The organism is Ligilactobacillus hayakitensis DSM 18933 = JCM 14209, assembly GCF_000615845.1.
In the GTDB taxonomy this organism is placed as follows: domain Bacteria; phylum Bacillota; class Bacilli; order Lactobacillales; family Lactobacillaceae; genus Ligilactobacillus; species Ligilactobacillus hayakitensis.
The window spans coordinates 1-13,853 of sequence record NZ_BAML01000008.1 but is presented as its reverse complement, the minus strand read 5'-3'; the positions used below and the strand labels follow the sequence as shown (position 1 = coordinate 13,853).

The 13,853-nt window shown below is 33.2% G+C and carries 13 protein-coding genes and 1 other annotated feature; of the genes, 9 read left to right on the top strand and 4 right to left on the bottom strand.

Annotation, left to right across the window (positions count from 1 at the left end):
• The first annotated feature begins 92 nt into the window (after positions 1–92).
• A complete protein-coding gene (locus JCM14209_RS03490) occupies positions 93–1,457 on the top strand; it encodes a glutamate--cysteine ligase (RefSeq protein ID WP_025022211.1) in 1,365 nt (454 codons plus the stop codon).
• Positions 1,458–1,616: 159 nt separating this feature from the next.
• A complete protein-coding gene (gene nox, locus JCM14209_RS03485; protein WP_025022210.1) occupies positions 1,617–2,960 on the top strand; it encodes a H2O-forming NADH oxidase in 1,344 nt (447 codons plus the stop codon).
• A 37-nt stretch (positions 2,961–2,997) separates the two neighbouring features.
• On the opposite strand, the gene JCM14209_RS03480 is transcribed toward nox, so the two are convergent.
• From JCM14209_RS03480 to JCM14209_RS03470, 3 genes are all read right to left on the bottom strand, one after another.
• The gene (locus JCM14209_RS03480; RefSeq protein WP_025022209.1) at positions 2,998–3,738 is read right to left on the bottom strand and encodes a gamma-glutamyl-gamma-aminobutyrate hydrolase family protein; all 741 of its coding nucleotides are present in this window, start codon (positions 3,736–3,738) and stop codon (positions 2,998–3,000) included.
• Positions 3,739–3,839: 101 nt separating this feature from the next.
• Positions 3,840–4,931 (bottom strand): phosphoesterase, encoded by a 1,092-nt coding sequence (locus JCM14209_RS03475; RefSeq protein WP_025022208.1) that lies wholly within the window; start codon positions 4,929–4,931, stop codon positions 3,840–3,842.
• A gap of 21 nt (positions 4,932–4,952) precedes the next feature.
• A complete protein-coding gene (locus JCM14209_RS03470; RefSeq protein ID WP_025022207.1) occupies positions 4,953–5,363 on the bottom strand; it encodes a peptide deformylase in 411 nt (136 codons plus the stop codon).
• A 90-nt stretch (positions 5,364–5,453) separates the two neighbouring features.
• On the opposite strand from JCM14209_RS03470, the gene JCM14209_RS03465 reads away from it, so the two are divergent.
• The 3 genes from JCM14209_RS03465 to JCM14209_RS08945 all read left to right on the top strand — a co-directional run bounded on the left by JCM14209_RS03465 (position 5,454) and on the right by JCM14209_RS08945 (position 8,584).
• Positions 5,454–6,164 carry a hypothetical protein gene (locus JCM14209_RS03465; RefSeq protein WP_051523379.1) on the top strand — a complete coding sequence of 237 codons (711 nt, stop codon included), beginning with the start codon at positions 5,454–5,456 and terminating at the stop codon, positions 6,162–6,164.
• Between the two features lie 65 nt (positions 6,165–6,229).
• Positions 6,230–7,837 (top strand): APC family permease, encoded by a 1,608-nt coding sequence (locus JCM14209_RS03460; protein WP_025022205.1) that lies wholly within the window; start codon positions 6,230–6,232, stop codon positions 7,835–7,837.
• 84 nt (positions 7,838–7,921) lie between these two features.
• Positions 7,922–8,584 carry a TVP38/TMEM64 family protein gene (locus JCM14209_RS08945; RefSeq protein ID WP_051523377.1) on the top strand — a complete coding sequence of 221 codons (663 nt, stop codon included), beginning with the start codon at positions 7,922–7,924 and terminating at the stop codon, positions 8,582–8,584.
• A gap of 72 nt (positions 8,585–8,656) precedes the next feature.
• Here JCM14209_RS08945 and apf read toward each other — a convergent pair whose 3' ends face one another.
• The gene (apf, locus tag JCM14209_RS03450) at positions 8,657–9,256 is read right to left on the bottom strand and encodes an aggregation-promoting factor (protein WP_025022204.1); all 600 of its coding nucleotides are present in this window, start codon (positions 9,254–9,256) and stop codon (positions 8,657–8,659) included.
• A gap of 427 nt (positions 9,257–9,683) precedes the next feature.
• Between apf and JCM14209_RS03445 the strand changes: the two genes are divergently transcribed.
• The 4 genes from JCM14209_RS03445 to tyrS all read left to right on the top strand — a co-directional run bounded on the left by JCM14209_RS03445 (position 9,684) and on the right by tyrS (position 13,565).
• On the top strand, positions 9,684–10,856 hold the full coding sequence (locus tag JCM14209_RS03445) for an acetate/propionate family kinase (RefSeq protein WP_035519874.1): 1,173 nt from the start codon (positions 9,684–9,686) through the stop codon (positions 10,854–10,856).
• A 110-nt stretch (positions 10,857–10,966) separates the two neighbouring features.
• Positions 10,967–11,572 (top strand): metal-dependent hydrolase, encoded by a 606-nt coding sequence (locus JCM14209_RS03440; RefSeq protein ID WP_025022202.1) that lies wholly within the window; start codon positions 10,967–10,969, stop codon positions 11,570–11,572.
• Positions 11,573–12,013 carry a Fur family transcriptional regulator gene (locus JCM14209_RS03435; protein WP_025022201.1) on the top strand — a complete coding sequence of 147 codons (441 nt, stop codon included), beginning with the start codon at positions 11,573–11,575 and terminating at the stop codon, positions 12,011–12,013.
• A 41-nt stretch (positions 12,014–12,054) separates the two neighbouring features.
• Positions 12,055–12,248: a binding site (T-box leader), on the top strand.
• A 60-nt stretch (positions 12,249–12,308) separates the two neighbouring features.
• On the top strand, positions 12,309–13,565 hold the full coding sequence (gene tyrS / locus JCM14209_RS03430) for a tyrosine--tRNA ligase (RefSeq protein ID WP_025022200.1): 1,257 nt from the start codon (positions 12,309–12,311) through the stop codon (positions 13,563–13,565).
• Positions 13,566–13,853: the final 288 nt, after the last annotated feature.

Below are 13,853 nucleotides of genomic sequence, written 5' to 3'. Positions count from 1 at the left end.
ATGAGAAAAATTAGAAAAAGTAAACATTTTTCTAATGAAATAGAGTATAATAACTTTAAGTTATTTAAGAGAAATTATAGAGGGTGATATATATGTTCAGTAAAATCGGACAACTAATTTTTGATAATGAACAAGTTGCAAAAACAGCTGACTTTACTATGGGATTAGAAATTGAAATGCAACGAATTGACAGTACTGGTAACATCAGTCAAGAACCGTATCCATCTGCAGTCGGAGATCAAAAAACTAATCCTTGGATTACAAATGATTTTTTGGATACCATGCCTGAAACAGTTACCCCAGCAGCAAGTCATGCTTTAGATGCAATGCATTATTTATACGGAATTAATAATGCTTTAAGAACAGCGCTTGCTCCCGGTGAATTATTATGGCCATTATCAATGCCACCAGCATTGCCAAGTGATAAAACGAAGCTTCGCTTAGCTCAGATGGGACCTAAAAAAGAAGCTTACTTAAAAGAATGGGTTAAGCGTCATGGCTATTCAGCCGGAACACCATGTGGAGCACATATTAATTTGAGTATAGATCAACATATTATTGATATGGTACTGGAAAATTACCCAGAAGATTTTAAAAATGAAATTGAAGTTAAAAATTATCTTTATACAATTTTAGCGCAAGGTTTCGTGCGTTATCGGTGGATTATTACATATCTTTTTGGTGCTAGTCCAATCGCGGAAGCTAATTACTTTGATAAGGGAAAAGAATTAAAGCATCCAATTAGAAGTATTCGTCAAAGTCCTTATGGATTTGGAACTAAGTTTAGTGGTGATTATACAGATGTTCAAAGCTATGTTGACCGCATTGAACAAGGGGTTAAGGAAGGCATTTTAATTTCTGATTATGAATTTCATGGTGCTGTCCGCTTTAAAGGTAATAGTAATTTGAAAAAACTTCCAGAAACAGGAATTGAATATCTGGAATTAAGAATGCTTGATTTAGATCCAAGTAGTTCTGTCGGGGTAAGAACTGATACTTTACGTTTTATCCGCTTACTAGCCAGTTACCTTATTATGAGTCCAGCGCTTCCAAAAGATGAAGTAAATCGTGTTTTAACAGCAGCTGATGAAATTAATCGTGAAGTTTCAATCGAAGAACCAACGCAAGTATCAAAATATCAAGATCGTGCGCAAGCGTTCTTACGTACTCTTGAAAGATACGCTAATCGCATTCAATTGGGTCCAGAATATGCAGAAATTTTAGAAGATTTAGAAGACCGAGTTGATAATCCATTAACAACACCTAGTGCAAAATTATTGAACTATGTGAAAGATGGATCGTTGAAGGAGTATGCTTTACGACGTGCTAAGCGCTATCAAGAAGCAGCTCAAGAATCAATTCATCAATTCCAAGGCTTTGAGGACGGAAAAATTTTAACCGCAAAAGAGCTTAAAGAACAGCTATTTAATGGAAATTGGGAACCTACAAATCAATAAAAAATTAATGAAAATCTCCAGAAATGGAGATTTTTTTATTGTTATAAATAAAAATTTCAAAAACTTAAATTTTTGCGCAGAGTGAACCTTGTATTTATATGATAATCATTCTACAATATAAGTGTAATGAAAACGGTAACATGAAAGGGGTCTTGTCAAATGTCAAGAACAGTTATTATTGGTGCTAACCATGCAGGAATCGCTGCAGCAAATACATTATTAGATAATTATAAAGATCAAGAAGTAGTAATGATTGATCGCAATTCAAATCTTAGTTATTTAGGTTGTGGAACAGCCTTATGGGTTGGTCGTCAAATTGATGATTATCATGGATTATTTTATACAAGCGAAGAAGAATTCGCAAAAAAAGGCGCAGACATCCATATGCAAACAGAAGTAAGTCATATTGACTTTGATAAAAAAGTTGTCTATGCACATCCATTAGATGGAAAAGAAGATTTCGAAGTTAGTTATGATCATCTTTTATTAACAACTGGGTCACGTCCAATTTCTCCAAATGTACCCGGAAAAGATTTAGATGGCATTCACTTTTTGAAGCTATTCCAAGAAGGTCAAGCTGTAGACAAGGAATTGGCTAAAGAAGATGTTAATACAGTTGCCGTTATTGGAGCAGGATATATTGGGGTTGAAGTTGCTGAAGCAGCAAAACGTCGTGGCAAAAAAGTTCTTTTATTTGATGCCGCAAAAACTTGCTTAGCAAACTATTATGATCCAGAATTTTCAAGTTTAATGGAAGAAAACTTGAAAGAACATGGATTAGAATTACATTTTGGTGAATTAGTTTCAGAATATAAAGGTGACGCAAATGGACGTGTAAACCAAGTTGTAACTAAAGATGGCAATAGCTTTGATGTTGATATGGTTATTAATGCAATTGGCTTTGGCCCTAATAATGTTTTAGGAAAAGATCATCTAGAACTATTTGCTAATGGCGCATATAAAGTTGATAAACATCAACAAACTAGCGATCCAGCAGTTTATGCTGCAGGGGATTGTGCAACTATTTATTCTAATGCCGCTGATGCTGACACATACATTGCTTTAGCTTCTAATGCAGTTCGTTCTGGTATCTTAGCAGGTCATAATATCGGTGGAACACCCCTTGAAGCAATTGGGGTTCAAGGATCAAATGGGATTTCAATTTTCGGTTTGAATCTTGTTTCAACAGGTCTTTCGGTTCAAAGTGCACCAAAATTTGGCATTGAAGTTCAATACAGTGATTTTGAAGATTTACAAAAACCTGGCTTCATGAAAAACAATGATAAGGTTAAGATTCGCTTAGTTTATGAAAAATCAAGTCGCCGTTTAGTCGGAGCTCAACTTGCTTCTAAGGCGGATATTTCAATGGCAGTTCATATGTTCTCATTAGCAATTCAAGAACATGTAACAATTGATAAGTTAAGCCTATTAGATATCTTCTTCTTACCACACTTTAACCAACCATACAACTACATTACAATGGCTGCTTTAAACGCTAAATAAAAAAATAGACTGAGAATTAAATTTCTCAGTCTATTTTTTATTTACGTGTTTTTTCAGCAACTTTTTTTGAACGTGCGATTAAATCAGCAAAAATCTTTTGAGAATATTCATAGTGCTTAAACATATTTTCAGGGTGCCATTGAATAGCTAAAATTTGATTGCCATCGATTGATTCTACTGCTTCTGGGACATGATCGTCAGCAGTAGCGACAACTTTAAGGCTAGGAGCAATATCTTTAAGTGCTTGATGGTGACGAGAATTAACGTAAGGACGTTCACCAACAAGGTTAAATAAAGTACTATCTTTTGCAACATTAACGTGGTGTGATGGAAGGTTTCCTGGAGCATTTTGAGAATGCTTAATAAAGGAATTCGGATTTTCAGATAAATCTTGGTATAAAGTTCCACCTAAGCCAACATTAATAATTTGCATTCCTCGACAAATTCCCATGATTGCTTTATTTGCTTTGATTGATTCTTTCAGTAATGCGATTTCAAATAAGTCACGCTTACGGTAAGTAGCACCTAATTTTTGGTGAGGTTCTTCACCAAAGAAAGTCGGATCAACATCAAAGCCACCAGCGAAAATAATTCCATCGAATAAATCAATATAATCTTCAACGAATTTAGGATCAACACTTGGTAAAATCACAGGGACACCCCCTGATTTAACAATCGCTTCAATAGCAGGTCTAGGGGCAAATGGGGCATTACGCTCGTTAATGACATTGGTTGCCTCAGTTAATGTATCTGCTGGAATTGCAATTCTTGGTCTCATCGAAACACTCCTTTATATAATATCTTTAGATAAGAAAATATCATATTTTTAACCTGCAGTAAAGAAAAAATTGTGTAAAATTTAGCGCTTAAAGCAAAAACTTAATCATTGCCAAATAGTTGGGCTAATTTAGCAGCTGTTTCAGGGTCTAAATTATCAGCAAATGTTGCATTGGGTTCATTTTCTTCTTGCTTTTTCAATTTTTTACTTAATTCTAAGTTGTGTAAAATGTCTTGGATTACAACTTTTTCACCTTCAAGAATAGGATTAAGTTCAAGTAAGCCACCAGCTGAATCCGAATGACCACCACCATTAAAGTGTTCTTCGGCAAATTTAGCTACATCTAAGCGACCATTACTTCGAAGTGAGATGCGATGATTATCGATAACTAATGCAGCATCAATATCATGTGTTTGCAAAAATTCATGCGCGATTTCAGATTTGTAATCACTTGCATAAACAATTCCAAGGGTATAATCATCAAATTTAAAAGTTGTCGCACTCTTAAGATGAGAATCAAGATATCTTTTACGACGACCATTTAAAGTGTTGATTAATAAATTGTTTTGTTGACGATATACATTCCAGCCAGTATTAAAGACTGATGCAACGAAATCTTGAGAACTATTTAATGGGTAAAACCAAAAGAGTTGATTAAACTCATCTGCAGCTTGCTTAGTTTCAGCTGGTAATTTAGGATCATTAACCCAATCCCAAGTATCATAAGCACGAATTAATTCAACAAGAAATTTTAATTCGTTTTGCTTTTTAGTAGGGACGTTGGAAAAGTTAACATTTTGACTGACCCAATCCCAAACTAAACTTGTTGCACTCGGATTAATATTTTCATTAATAGGGCTAATGCAGTTTTCGTGATATTTACGGCGTAAATCAGCTTCAGTTTCGTGATGATCAAAAATCATCCAGTGATTAGAAAAATGTTGTTCTAATAATTGAAATGAGTATTCACTATCAGGTGTCATATCAGCGATATAAACATCACTATATTGACTTAAAGTGGGTTGTTTAAACCAATAAGAAAGTTCTTGATCTAATCTTCCAGCTGAAATTGTAGTTAAATCAAATTCAACGTTTTTAAATAAATATGGTTGGAGCGTTTGGAGTAATACCGGTGCGCCAAAACCATCTAAATCGTTATGTGAAAAAATTTTAATATGGCGTTTAATTGACAAATTTTCTTCCCCCTGTAAATATTAAATGATGATTCCTTGGCAATGATCAAGTTCATGTTGAACGATTTGCGCGTTAAAACCATCTAATTTAGCATGTTGTTTTTGAAAATCAATATTAAAGTAGGTTACTTCAATATTTTCAAAGCGTTTTGTTGGACGCGTTCCATCTAAACTAAGACAACCTTCTTTAGTTTGATAAGGTTTAAATTTTTTAGTGATTTTAGGATTAATCATAGCGACGTTTAGTTCACCAAAGCGGCAAGCAATGATATTTTTGTGTTCGCCAATCATATTTGCGGCTAAACCAACACAAATTTCTTTATTAGCTTCAAGTGTGTCAAGTAAATCAGTAGCGATGGCTAAATCTTTTTTGCTTGCAGGTGTACTTTTTTGTTTTAATGATGTAATATCGCGATTAATTTCTCTTATCATATCTGATATCCTCATTTCTAAAAAAATTCTTTATATATTATATCAAATTTGCTATAAAATATGGAAAGTGAATACGAAAGGAAGAACATAATGGAACAATATATCAATGAATTGGTTAAATATCAAAAAAAATATCCTAATTTTCTTAAACTCCAAGAAAAAATTACTTTTTGTTTAACTGTACTTAATGGTTTAGCAAGACAGGAAATTCCAGATAAGATAGTTAACTTAGAATTTAGTGAGGATGAAATTATTGATGCATTATCATTTTGTCCTGATATTTTAGAAATTCAAGATAGACTTTTAGATTTACGGCAAGTGGTGATTGAAACATATGGACTTTGGCATATTTTCAGTCAAGAATTTGTATTCGAATTGGAGAAGTTTCTTGATAAAAAGAAAACGTTGCAATTAATGGCAGGCAATGGCGCGTTAGCTAAATTTATTCCTGAAATTAAAGCAACAGATAATTTTGAGTGGCAAGGACAAGATATTCAAAGTCCAACACCTTGGGTAAAAGTTGAACAAATTGATGCATTAGAAGCAGTTAAAGAATATGGAGAATCAGTAGAAAATATTATTTTGGAATGGGCACCTGATACAGAGGAAACTGATTATCAAATTTTAAAATATCTACGACAAAATCAATGGCAAGGTAGATTGATTGTGATTGGTGAAAAAAATGGAGCAACGAATTCTAAACTTTTTTGGCAAAAAGCGCAGGTAAAAGAGGTGCACCAATTAACCTTGGTGCATCCAGCTATAGATTTTATTAAGGATAAAGTGTTTTTGGTTAAATAAGTTAATTGGAAATTAAATTTATGATATAATTTTAAGTACTAAATACTTTTTTGGAGAGTTTAAAAATGAATAAAAATAGACAAAAGATTAGTCTTTTTTCTGGAATCATGCTAGCGCTCAGTTCGTTAATTGGTTCTGGATGGCTATTTGGGTCAGGTGAGGCTGCTAAAGTAGCAGGTCCAGCTGCGACGATTTCGTGGATCCTTGGTGCCGTGATAATGATGTTGATTGCATTTAATTACGTGGAATTAGGGACAATGTTTCCGGAAAGCGGTGGGATGAGTCGCTATGCTCAATATAGTCATGGACCGCTTTTGGGTTTCATTGCTGCGTGGGCCAATTGGGTATCACTAATTACGTTGATTCCAATTGAAGCTGTTGCATCTGTTCAATATATGAGTACTTGGCCTTGGAAATGGGCCAATTGGACTCATGCATATATTGAAAACGGAACGATTACAACAAAAGGTTTAGGAATTGTTATTATCTTTATGATTATTTTTACTTTGATTAATTTCTGGTCAGTAAAAGTGCTTACGCGTTTTACAAGCTTAATTTCATTCTTTAAGTTATTAGTTCCAGCGTTAGTAATTATTGTTTTAATTTGGACAGGATTTCATCCCGAAAATTTTGGTCATAGTACTTCAACATTTATGCCATATGGAATTCGTTCAGTTTTTGAAGCAACTACTGTTTCAGGAATCATTCTTTCATATGATGCCTTTCAAACGGTAATCAATATGGGAGGCGAAATGGAAAAGCCTGAAAAAAACATTTTTAAAGGGGTTGTAATTTCGCTTTCCATCACTGCTGTGATATATGTATTACTCCAAATTACATATATTGGTGCTATTAACCCTGAAACAATTGCAACTAAGGGATGGCATGGAGTTAATTTTGCGTCACCTTTTGCTGATTTAGCATTATTAGCAGGATTAAACTGGTTATCAATTTTACTATATGTTGATGCATTTGTTTCACCATTTGGCACAGGGGTTACGTTTGCGGCAACTTCTGCTAGAACTTTGGCGGCAATGACTAAGAGTAAACACGTTCCCTCATGGTTAGGTAAGTTGGAACGTCGTTATTTAGTGCCACGTTACGCAATGATTGCTGATTTGGTTTTAGCAACAGCTTTAGTTTATGTGTTTAGAGACTGGTCTAAATTAGCAACAGTTGTTTCAATTTCAACTTTTATTGCTTATTTAACTGGACCAGTAACAGCGGTGGCATTACGTAAAATGCGTCCAGAATTTAAGCGTCCGTTCAAATCAAAACATTTAAGTTGGATTGCACCACTATCATTTGTCCTTACAAGTTTAGTTATTTACTGGGCAATGTGGCCAACAACAATCGAAGTTATTTTTGTTGTTTTAATTGGATTACCAATGTATCTATATTATGATATTAAATATAATAAAGTTCACTGGAAAACCCAGCTAAAAGGAAGCATGTGGATAATTGTTTACTTAATTTTCATTTCAACAATGTCATATGTTGGTAGTGTAGGCTTTGGGGGGCAAGATTGGATTAAGTTCCCATTAGATTTTGTGGTAATTATTATCGCTTCAATTTTCTTTTATGTTTGGGCGATTGCTAGCCGAATCGATGGTGATGATCTGATAGATGCGAAAGAAGTCAACGATGAAGTCTACGTAAACGACAAAGATTAATTTTTGGAAAATAATGTAATATAATGAAAGGAGAGACGAATAGTTTCTCCTTTTTGTTTGGATGAAAGTGTAATGGAGGAAAAAATGAAAGGAAAAAAGTGGCTATTAATATTTTTGGGAATAAGTGTGGGGATACTTCTGGTAGGGAAATTATATCATGATTTTCAACCACAAATTCAAATGTTAATAAGAGGACATTTTACGCAATCAGAATTAATAAAAAGTGTACGTTCACATGGATTAGAAGATGGAATGGTATTAATTGGATTGACAGCAATCATGTATGCAATTCCAGGACTCTCTAGTTCAATCGTTTGTATATTTAATGGACTTTGTTATGGCCCGGTTTTAGGAACAACAATTAATTGGATTGGGAATCTTTTAGGAAATATCCTTGTTTGGATGACTTTATCACAGATTAAATTATCTGATAGGACCAAAAAATCTAAATTGTTAGATGATTTGTTGCAATTTAAGTATCCGATGATGGGATTAATTTTAGGATATATGATACCGTTTATTCCATCATTTTTAGTAAATTTTGCCGCAAATCAAATGAAGGTTAAATTTTCAAAATTGATTGGTGTGATTGGAATTGGAATTTTACCAAGTGCGGTTATTTATGCAGTTGGTGGGGATGCGATCTTAAAAGGTGATAATCAACGAGCCGTTATTGTCATTTCATGTATTGTTATTTTGGTTGGTTTATATGTAATAATTAGAAAAAAGCGAAAAATAGTAAAATAAAAGAGGCTAAAATTAATTAGCCTCTTTTTACTTAGTTTAAAGCAGTCAAAGTATAAATATTAAATATAAATCTTAGTACCAGCCGTTTGCTAACCAGTGACTCTTAGCATTTGACCATGAACCGTAGCGGTTAGCAACATATTGGTCAGCAACACGTTCTTGGTTAGCAGGTGAGTAATCACCACCAAGGTATGAAGCAGTTAATTGGTACTTACCGATGTATTGACCGTTTTGAGCAGTGTAGCTACCGCCTGATTCACGTTGAGCAATCCATGCTTTTGCAGCAGCATCGTTGCCACCAACATTTGAAGAGTATGAACTGTATGATGAGTTACTTGATGTAGCAGCAGGTGCTTGGTAAGTTGAACCAACTACATTAGTGTTTGTTGAACTTTGAACAGAACCAGTGTTTGATTGATCGCTTACTTGTTGGTCAGTGTTCTTATCAGCATCTTTTAATTCAGTTTCAAGCTCTTGGCCAACAAAAATTAAATCAGCGTTAGAAATTTTGTTAGCTTTGACAAGAGTTTCAACCGTGGTCTTGTTTTCTTTAGCGATTTTTGAAAGTGTGTCGCCTTCCTTAACTGTAATTGTATCTGCGTTAGCAATAACTGTTGATGAGAATAATCCTGTTAAAGCAACTGCTGAAGCTAATACTGTATTTTTTTTCATAAAATAATACACTCCTGTAAAAATAAATTTATCTATTTCGTAATTGACTTAAAAAGTCTTTTTATCATTTCTTAACGTTTTTAAGTATAGACAATTAATATAACAAGAGGATAATAGCAAAATTACTATTTTAGGGATTTATGTAATGTTTTGTAATATTAATGGTAGAAATGTTGATATAACGGGGATTAGATTTTGAGAAAAATGAAGTTTTTGTAATATAAAGGCAATAATTTTTTTATAATTTAATTAAAATATTGTTGAAAAAAATAAAAAAATAGAGTTTTTTTACATAAGTATTACTAAAAGTTACAAACGTTTTGTTATAATTAATAAAGCAAAGAGTTGAACCAAGCCATTTAGGGTAAATTTATGAAAGGTGCGGGTGAAAACTGGAAATCAACTCGATTTAAATCCCGTAAAAGAAATGAATATCTTATTGATGAATGCTGGAAGTTCTTCTGTAAAGTGGAAATTATTTGAAGAACAAAGTGAAGAATTAATTGCAAAGGGTTCAATTGAAAGAATGATGAATCCGGGTTCAAGTTTTGAAATTAAATTTAAAGATCAAGTCTATGAAGAAACGATTGATAATCTTTCATATGAAAAGGCAGCTGAAATGATTATTGAAAAAATTCAAGAAATGAAGATTACTTCATTAGATAAAATTAAAGCTGTGGGTCATCGTGTTGTAGCTGGTGGCGAAAAGTTTACTAAAGCAACTAAGATTGATGAAAGTAATTTTGAAGATTTAGAAGGAATGAAAGATTTTGCACCGTTGCATAATCCAATGGAAACACGTTATATCAAGTTGATGCAAGATGTCATGCCAAATACACCTCAATACGCTGTTTTTGATAGTAAATTCTTTTTAGATATTCCAGAATTCAACGCTATTTATAGTTTGCCATATGAATATACGAAAAAATATCAAATTCGTCGTTATGGAGAACATGGAATTAGTCATACATATTTAACAAAACGTACTGCTGAATTGTTAAGCATGGATCAAAATAAAATTAATATGATTGCTTTACATCTTGGCGGTGGTGCTTCAATTGCAGCTATTAAAAATGGAAAGGCATATGACACGTCAATGGGATTTGCCCCATTAACTGGATTGACAATGGGAACTCGTGCAGGGGATGTTGATCCATCATTAGTGCCATTTTTAATGAATAAATTAGAAATGTCAGCTGAAGAAGTATTAATGATGTTAAATCAAAAATCAGGTTTATTAGGGGTTTCTGAATTATCCTCAGATATGCGTGATTTAGCAGCTAAGCAAGATCAAGATCAACAAGTTAAGCTTGCGATTGATATTTTTGTAAATCGTATCGTTAAATATGTTGCCGGGTACTTTGTAGAGTTAGGGCATGTTGATGCAGTTGTATTTGCCGGAGGAATTGGTGAAAATAATCCATGGCTCCGTCAACGAATTATAGAAGAGCTCGCAGTTCTTGGTTTGAAGATGGATGTGACTCTTGATAATCAAAATCAAGAAGGAATTACTTCAAAAGAAGAATCTTCTGCGAAAATTCTTTTAGTACCTACAAATGAAGAATTAGAAATGATTCATCAAATTAAAGCAGAATTATAATTTATATCTAGAAGAGAAAACAAAAAATTAAAGGTTTTCTCTTTTTTTATTTGCGGTAATTTATAATTTGCAAGATAATGGAGATAATAATTATAATACTGAGGGAAAAAATGCAGGCAAAAACACATATTATTACAACCTTTTCTGCCGGAATACCAACAATGCTTTTAGTTGATGAACTATCAGTTGTTAACATGGGGGCCTTATTTATAGGTTCTTTACTTCCGGACATTGATCATCCCCAATCTTATTTAGGTAGACGCCACAAAATAGTAAGTAATGTAACCAATAAAGCCATGGGGCATCGAGGAATTACGCATTCACTTTTGGGGATGGGGGTAGTATATATTTTTTTACGGCTTATCCAGATAAATTATTTAGCCCCATCGATTCGTTTAGCTCCATTTTGGATATTGTACGGATATTTGATGCATCTAATAGAAGATGGTTTTTCACAACGAGGAGTTAAGTGGTTGTGGCCATTTGGAAAATCGCCTCTTTCTTTTGGAGGAAAAATTGCTTTTTATCGCACGGGGCATATCAGTGAATATTTGATTTTGGGATTTATGATGTGCCTTTTGATAATTGAAATACGATTATTATTCACTGGAGGATTGGAACAAATTTTGTCAAGTCGAATTTCAGTCGTTTTAAAAAAAAATAACCATACTGCTTCAACGATATTTTTTCTAGGAAATGTGCGGGGAGGAATATAGATGCAAGAAAATGAAATGAAATTAGCAGCCGCTCAAAAGTTAAAGAGTAAAGGAATTAAAAATACTCCACAAAGGAAAATTATTTTGGCATATTTAATGAATTCTAATGAGCATCCTTCAATCGATATGATTTATTCGTATGTACTTAAAAGTGGATTGAAGATGAGTTTGGCGACAGTGTATAACACATTGGAGATTTTTTTAAAGCATAATTTAGTTATTGAAGTTGCTCCAGATAACACTGGCAAGACGCGGTACGATTATTTTGAAAAACCACACTATCATGTGATTTGTGTAAAATGCGGTCGCATAGTTGATGTTTATGATAGTCAATATCAATTATTGGAAGAATATGCTAAAAAAGTAACGAACTATCAAATTTTGAATAGCCAATATGAAGTTTATGGAATTTGCGAAGAATGTCAAAAAAAGACGGATTAAGGTTATTGACTTTTAACAAGCTTTAACATAAGATATACTTATTCATAACGAAGAAATAGATAAGTAGCGCAACAATCAATTTTTAAGAGACTTAGTGGTGCTGGGAACTAGGATATATTGTTGGGTGAATTACACTATGGAGTTATTTCGGGTCATTTACGTTATCAATGCAAAAGATGGCTGAAGACATATTTTCAGCAACTTGGGTGGTACCGCGGAAAAATTCGTCCCTAATACTTAATTGTATTAGGGACTTTTTATTTTTAAAATACTTTATTGAAGGGAAGAAAAATACGTGTCTAATATTTTAGAAGAGTTAAGATGGCGTGGAGCTATCAATCAACTTTCAGATGAAGAAGGCTTAGAAAAGTTACTTGAAGATAAATCAGTTGGGATTTACTGTGGAACTGATCCTACAGGAGACAGTTTGCACATTGGTCATTTAATTCCATTTATGATGTTGAAACGATTCCAATTAGCTGGTCATCGTGCACACATTTTGATTGGTGGAGGAACAGGTTCTATTGGTGATCCATCAGGTCGTAACTCAGAACGTACATTACAAACAATGGAACAAGTTAAGCATAATGAGGAAGCTTTAACTGCTCAAATGAAGAAATTGTTTGGAAAAGATAACATTACAATTGTAAATAACTATGATTGGTTATCAAAATTAAGTCTATTAGATTTCTTACGTGATTATGGTAAGTTATTTAATATTAATACAATGTTAAATAAAGAAGTTGTTGCTAGTCGTTTAGAAAATGGGATTTCATTTACAGAATTCTCATACCAAATTCTTCAAGGGATTGACTTCCACCATTTATGGAAAAATGAAGATGTTCAATTACAAATTGGTGGTTCAGATCAATGGGGTAACATTACTGCAGGAATTGATTTGATTCACAAACTTGAAGGAAGTAAAGCTCAAGCATACGCCCTTACAATTCCATTGATGTTAAAAGCTGATGGAACAAAATTTGGTAAAACTGCTGGTGGAGCAGTTTGGTTAGATCCAGAAAAGACGACACCTTACGAATTTTATCAATTCTGGTTAAACCAAGATGATCGAGATGTTGTAAAATACTTGAAGTATTTTACGTTCTTATCAAAAGAAGAAATCGAAGCACTTGAAGAAAAAGTTAAAACACAACCAGAAAAACGCGAAGCACAAAGAAAATTAGCTCAAGAGGTAACAGCATTTGTACATGGACAAGATGCTGTTACAGAATCTGAACATATTTCAGCAGCATTATTCTCAGGTGAAGTTAAAGATTTAACTGCAAGCGAAATCGAACAAGGTTTCAAGAATATGCCTAATGTTACAGTAACTTCTGATAAAAAGAATATTGTTGATTGGTTAGTTGAATGCGGAATTGAACCATCAAAACGTCAAGCAAGAGAAGATGTTACAAATGGAGCTATTCGTATTAACGGTGAACGAATTTTTGAATTAGACTTTGAAATTGATCCCGCTGCAAACTTTGATGGAAAATTTGTCATTGTTAGACGCGGAAAGAAGAAGTATTTCCTAGCCCGTGTTGAAGCCTAATTATTAGTTATGAGAATCGAAGATATAATATCTTTGATTCTTTTTTTATAAAAAAATATTTTTTTAAAATTCGTATTTTTTATAACAAGAGAAGATTAATGATGATTTAAAAAAATTTTATATGGATTTGACGAAAATATAAAAGTTATTTTGTGCACAAATGTTTGATACGGCACGAATAAAGTGAGGGGAAAATAATTCATAAATGGGGTTGACGATTATCTAATATCTTAGTATAGTTATATACGTTGATTGCGACAGACAAGTTTTTAAGCAGTTAACAAGATA

What these genes read in the sequence shown, in the direction of transcription:
- JCM14209_RS03490 (WP_025022211.1), top strand. Translation starts at nt 93, where the DNA reads ATGTTCAGTAAAATCGGACAACTAATTTTTGATAATGAACAAGTTGCA.
- nox (WP_025022210.1), top strand. Translation starts at nt 1,617, where the DNA reads ATGTCAAGAACAGTTATTATTGGTGCTAACCATGCAGGAATCGCTGCA.
- JCM14209_RS03480 (WP_025022209.1), bottom strand. Translation starts at nt 3,738, where the DNA reads ATGAGACCAAGAATTGCAATTCCAGCAGATACATTAACTGAGGCAACC.
- JCM14209_RS03470 (WP_025022207.1), bottom strand. Translation starts at nt 5,363, where the DNA reads ATGATAAGAGAAATTAATCGCGATATTACATCATTAAAACAAAAAAGT.
- JCM14209_RS03465 (WP_051523379.1), top strand. Translation starts at nt 5,454, where the DNA reads ATGGAACAATATATCAATGAATTGGTTAAATATCAAAAAAAATATCCT.
- JCM14209_RS03460 (WP_025022205.1), top strand. Translation starts at nt 6,230, where the DNA reads ATGAATAAAAATAGACAAAAGATTAGTCTTTTTTCTGGAATCATGCTA.
- JCM14209_RS08945 (WP_051523377.1), top strand. Translation starts at nt 7,922, where the DNA reads ATGAAAGGAAAAAAGTGGCTATTAATATTTTTGGGAATAAGTGTGGGG.
- apf (WP_025022204.1), bottom strand. Translation starts at nt 9,256, where the DNA reads ATGAAAAAAAATACAGTATTAGCTTCAGCAGTTGCTTTAACAGGATTA.
- JCM14209_RS03445 (WP_035519874.1), top strand. Translation starts at nt 9,684, where the DNA reads ATGAATATCTTATTGATGAATGCTGGAAGTTCTTCTGTAAAGTGGAAA.
- JCM14209_RS03440 (WP_025022202.1), top strand. Translation starts at nt 10,967, where the DNA reads ATGCAGGCAAAAACACATATTATTACAACCTTTTCTGCCGGAATACCA.
- JCM14209_RS03435 (WP_025022201.1), top strand. Translation starts at nt 11,573, where the DNA reads ATGCAAGAAAATGAAATGAAATTAGCAGCCGCTCAAAAGTTAAAGAGT.